Raw genomic sequence first — 4,087 nt, 5'->3', positions numbered from 1 at the left:
GCCAGGACCGTGGATGAACTTGATGTTGGATGGCAGAAGCTGAGGAAGACCGTACTTCATGATGGTATGAGTATGACCGCCGCAAACTTCCATGATGTTAATAGGGTTTTTCAGCTTTGCCGCATCCTCTTTTATGATTTTTGCATAAGCTTTTATGGTGTCTGCATCTCTAAAGTCATCATAAAGATTTTTTAGTTCTAGCTCCATCTCAGTCTCCTTGATTTGAACACTCATCTGCTTCTAAAATCGCCAGCTGCCTATCCTCTTCGTTCATAGCATCTATAATCTCTCTATAAAGTTCCAAACTCTCCAGTGCCTCTTTTTCATCGATTTTGTTCATCACAAATCCGATATGCAGAAGTACATAGTCGCCTATATTTATCTCTTCTTCGCTCATCAAAGACAAAGAAGCATCTCTTTGCACGCCCATAGTATCAACCGTTGCTATCTCGTTCTCTTTGTCTATTTTTACTACTTTTGAGGGTATTGAAAGGCACATTATCTCATTCCTATTTTAAACTTTATCCACTGGGAAACTTTTTTTATTGAGTCCACTTCTTTGGTGCTGACTTCAAGTATGTCAACACTCGGCTTTAGCTTTCTTGCCGCTTCTTTCTCTTTCTCAATATCATACTCAAAGTACGGAAGCAGATCTGTTTTAGTAAAAAGAATCAAATCGGCTTGACGAAACATAACCGGATATTTGGCTATCTTGTCTTCGCCCTCAGGAATACTGACTAAAACTATGTTCAAGTGGCTTCCTACATCATAACTTGCAGGACAGACGAGGTTTCCGACATTCTCTACAAAACATACGTCCATATTGTCCAAATCCATGTGATGCAGAGCTTTATGAACCATAAACGCGTCCAAATGACAAGCCGAACCGGTTTGAATCTGATGAGCTTGTATCCCTTTGGCTTTGAGCCTATCCGCATCTCTGCTTGTCTCCAAGTCGCCCTCTACAACACAAAATTTAAACTCGCCCAAATCCGACAAACTCTCCAAAAGTGCCGTTTTTCCGCTTCCGGGGCTGCTCATAAGGTTTATGCAGAGAACTCCGTGCGCGTTAAAATGTTCTCTGTTATGTCCAGCTTCATGATCGTTTTTATCTAATATTTTTGTAATTATAGAGATGGTTTTAGGGTCATTTAGCTGTGGATTGTCATGTAGATGTTTATGAGAATCTCCGTGATGATGTTCATGTGAATGGCTATGTTCTACAACGCTACAGCCGCAATCTTTACACATATTTATATCCTTAATTTTATTTCACACCCTCAAGGGGTACCTAGTAAAATGAAGGAAGCCCTTCATCTGATTTATTACGGTATCGGAAGTAATTCCGATACCTACGTTAACACTTTGTTTCCTTCGGCAGGAGGCCCTCGGCACTTATGCCTCTTTCTATCTGATTTTCTATCCGATTAACATGTTAGAGCCGACAGCTACCGAAACGACTCCGGCAGTTGCAAAGACTCTTCTTAAATTCTGTTTTGAGTTTAGTAGATTTTGATTAATATAGAGTATTACTACCCCGAAACCTACAAATATACTCATGACTCCAAGTGTAAAAGCCAAGACCATTACAAAATCAACATTCTGTCCCTCAATTACTCCAAACGTTATAAGCATTCCGCGAACTCCGCCTATGCCCATCAATGTTCCTATGGTAAATGCGGAGGCGGTGTCCCTGCCGTCGTGAGTATGCTCTTTTCCAAAAAACACATGAAGATGCTCTTTGCCCTCATGTATATGTTTTTTTAAACCTATTCTATCTGTAAAAACCATAAACAAAAGATATATACCGATGCTTAAAATCACCAATGACGAGATAAGGTCTCCGTATCCTAAAATAGCCTCGCTTATATGATAACTCTCTAATATTTTTGCAAATACAAAAAGAGACAATCCGTGTCCGAGTGCAAAAAGAGTAGTAATGAGCATAGTCTTCTTTTTGTTTTTACCGATTGAAAAATCTGCCATAGCCGTAAGATGGTCAGGTCCAAAAGCATGCAATATGCCGTACCAAAAGATAAGCAACAATCCGACATTTTCCATACGCTCTCCTCTTAAACTGAATAGGCATTCATATTATATGTCTTTAAAGTAAATTTAAAATAAATTTTATGCTTTCTTATATAGTTTCAGGACTAAACTATGCTAAAATAAGCAATGAAATGTATTTACTGCAATAATAAAAAGTTATATCACCTAAATTCAGGTCAGCTTAAATGCTCAAACTGCAAAAAAAAGTTCTCTGTAAAAAAAATAGATACAGATTTGAAAATTATTGAGTGTTTCTGCAGTGATTTGAACATAAATGAAGTAAGCAAAAAACTTGACATCAACTATGTAACCGCAAAAAAGAGATATGACCTTTTTAGACAGCTCATAGCAAGCCGATTAGAAGATGAGTTCAGAGATAAAACGGTTATTGAGTACGATGAGTACATTTACCTTGAAAAAAGCAAAAGAGATATAAAAGAGAACATATTTGATGCACAAAATTTTTTAACATTTCATTATGAGAACAAAATTTACAACCTGCTTATGCAAAATCTCAACATGTATAAAAATCAGTTTATGGATGATGGAGCGGATGAAGCCTACTTCAAAGAGTTTTCAAAATATATGATGTTTAATAAAATTTCAAAAATACAGAAAAAAGAGAACCTTATAACCAAGTTCTGGATTTTTTTTGAAAAGTCTATTTTGAAGTATAAGGGAGTAAGACATGAGAACTTTTTTTACTATTTGAAAGAGATTGAGTTTAAGTTTAACTACTCTAAAGAGATGCAGAAAGAAATTTTAATAGATTTTTATAAGTAATAAATCAAATTTTATATACTATGTTTAAACTATTAAAATTATGGAAAATTATTATGACTGAACAAGAGAAACACGATATTTTGCTAAAAGCTAAAAAATGGTTTAAAGAATCAATAGCAGAAAACCACATTAAAAATACATTGAAACTCTCCGATATCAACCAGTTCAATGTCAACCCATTTTTATTAACATATCTATCAAACTTTCTAGAAGGAAATCATGACCCTATTAGTATCGCTAAAGCATTAATATACCCTAGAGTTCTTGGTACATCAATAAATACATCTTTTGGAACAAATATTCAAAAGTTCACATCAACGGTATTATCATCGTATGGAAGTACAACTTCTGGCATAGATATTGAATTTATTGATATGATTGACGGTGAAAAAAAGTATTGTCAACTTAAATCAGGACCAGAAACAATCAATAAAGATGATGTGGAAACTATAGCTAAACACTTTATCGATGTCATAAATTTATCTAAAACCAATGGACTAAAAATAGGTTTTAATAATTTAATAGTTGGTATTATATATGGAGAAATGCATGAGATAAACGCGCACTACAAAAGAATTTCTAAACAATATCACTACGACATTGTTATTGGTAATGACTTTTGGCATAGATTAACAGGTGATGAAAATTTTTATACTGACCTAATCAAAGCTATTGCAGAGGTAGCAATTCAAGCCGACTTTAAACACGAACTTGACAGCGTAATTAAAGAACTTTCAAAATCAGAATATATACAAAATTTATCTTCAGAGCTAAATTCTTAAATAAATATGACATATTGCAATACTCTTTTCAATACAAATCTAACTAAAGTATACTATCAACCTAAGAATGCATATGTTATAATAACCATGTGTAATGTTGAGTAAGGTGGGTATCTATTTTGATTGGAAGAACTTTTTCATTAAATGAGACGGCGGAAATTTTATCTATTAGTAAAGAGACTTTAAGAAGGTGGGATAATTCTGGTAAGTTAAAGAGTGTCCGAAATCCTATAAATAATTATAGAGAATATAAACAAAATGATTTAATAATTTTCGAAAATGCAAAGATTCATTTTGATACAAAATCTTATACAAATATATCTCCAACTAAAACATACAAAAGTATTGAATTATTTGCCGGAGCAGGTGGACTTGCTTTAGGACTTGAAAAAGCAGGGATTCAACATGCTTTATTAAATGAGATTGATAAATACGCAGTTCAAACTCTTCAAAAAAATAGACCAAATTGGAAA

The 4,087-nt window shown here is 34.0% G+C and carries 6 protein-coding genes and 1 pseudogene; 3 read left to right on the top strand and 4 right to left on the bottom strand.

The window, feature by feature from the left end:
* The 4 genes and pseudogenes from RQ763_RS10265 to RQ763_RS10250 all read right to left on the bottom strand — a co-directional run.
* Positions 1-207: pseudogene (locus tag RQ763_RS10265) on the bottom strand (hydrogenase formation protein HypD); the annotation flags it as partial.
* 1 nt (position 208) lies between these two features.
* Positions 209-499, bottom strand: coding sequence for a HypC/HybG/HupF family hydrogenase formation chaperone (locus RQ763_RS10260; RefSeq protein ID WP_314152842.1), 291 nt, complete (start codon positions 497-499; stop codon positions 209-211).
* Positions 499-1,251 carry a hydrogenase nickel incorporation protein HypB gene (hypB, locus tag RQ763_RS10255; protein WP_314152840.1) on the bottom strand — a complete coding sequence of 251 codons (753 nt, stop codon included), beginning with the start codon at positions 1,249-1,251 and terminating at the stop codon, positions 499-501. The genes RQ763_RS10260 and hypB overlap by 1 nt, the downstream gene beginning before the upstream one ends.
* 168 nt (positions 1,252-1,419) lie before the next feature.
* On the bottom strand, positions 1,420-2,061 hold the full coding sequence (locus RQ763_RS10250; RefSeq protein WP_314152838.1) for a hypothetical protein: 642 nt from the start codon (positions 2,059-2,061) through the stop codon (positions 1,420-1,422).
* A 222-nt stretch (positions 2,062-2,283) separates the two neighbouring features.
* On the opposite strand from RQ763_RS10250, the gene RQ763_RS10245 reads away from it, so the two are divergent.
* From RQ763_RS10245 to RQ763_RS10235, 3 genes are all read left to right on the top strand, one after another.
* Positions 2,284-2,832: a transposase gene (locus tag RQ763_RS10245; protein ID WP_314152836.1), complete on the top strand. Its 549-nt coding sequence runs from the start codon at positions 2,284-2,286 to the stop codon at positions 2,830-2,832.
* Positions 2,833-2,885: 53 nt separating this feature from the next.
* Entirely contained in the window at positions 2,886-3,614 is a 729-nt protein-coding gene (locus tag RQ763_RS10240) for a PmeII family type II restriction endonuclease (protein ID WP_314152835.1), read from the top strand.
* 119 nt (positions 3,615-3,733) lie between these two features.
* The coding region (locus RQ763_RS10235; RefSeq protein ID WP_314152833.1) for a DNA cytosine methyltransferase at positions 3,734-4,087 on the top strand (354 nt) is incomplete at its 3' end.

It is taken from the genome of Sulfurimonas sp. (genome assembly GCF_032250635.1).
GTDB lineage: Bacteria > Campylobacterota > Campylobacteria > Campylobacterales > Sulfurimonadaceae > Sulfurimonas.
Note: the sequence above shows the minus strand (reverse complement) of the source record. Positions and strands in the feature narration are given on the sequence as shown.

Bases quoted from the DNA above. Each gene is read 5' to 3' on its own strand.
- RQ763_RS10240 (WP_314152835.1), top strand. From the start codon at position 2,886: ATGACTGAACAAGAGAAACACGATATTTTGCTAAAAGCTAAAAAATGG.
- hypB (WP_314152840.1), bottom strand. From the start codon at position 1,251: ATGTGTAAAGATTGCGGCTGTAGCGTTGTAGAACATAGCCATTCACAT.
- RQ763_RS10250 (WP_314152838.1), bottom strand. From the start codon at position 2,061: ATGGAAAATGTCGGATTGTTGCTTATCTTTTGGTACGGCATATTGCAT.
- RQ763_RS10260 (WP_314152842.1), bottom strand. From the start codon at position 499: ATGTGCCTTTCAATACCCTCAAAAGTAGTAAAAATAGACAAAGAGAAC.